The organism is Citrobacter sp. Awk 2, from assembly GCF_028069815.1.
In the GTDB taxonomy this organism is placed as follows: domain Bacteria; phylum Pseudomonadota; class Gammaproteobacteria; order Enterobacterales; family Enterobacteriaceae; genus Citrobacter.
The window spans coordinates 1-264 of sequence record NZ_JANEWL010000284.1 but is presented as its reverse complement, the minus strand read 5'-3'; the positions used below and the strand labels follow the sequence as shown (position 1 = coordinate 264).

The window sequence follows — 264 nt, the reverse complement described above, 5'->3', positions numbered from 1 at the left end:
TTCCAGTACAACGCTTTCTCCACCCACAGTACTTTCATTTTGAACAGACATGAGCATTCCTTGTTAATCCGTTATAACGTCGTGATGGTTAAGGTTGTTTTGGTGCCAGAGATGACAGTTCGGCTCTGAGCTCCGCACTGAGCGCCGGGTTCAGCAGAATTTTTTCCAGCTCCTTTCGAAAAGCCTGGTTATCCAGCAGATTGGCCTTTAAATCACGCAGCAGGTTGCGCATGGAAAGCATGGCTTTCAGCTGGGGTATTTGTC

The 264-nt window shown here is 47.7% G+C and carries 1 protein-coding gene; it reads right to left on the bottom strand.

The features are described from left to right. Nucleotides 1–88 precede the first annotated feature (88 nt). Nucleotides 89–264: type VI secretion system contractile sheath small subunit (locus NNO02_RS23660; RefSeq protein ID WP_271455912.1), on the bottom strand; the 176-nt coding region annotated here is incomplete at its 5' end.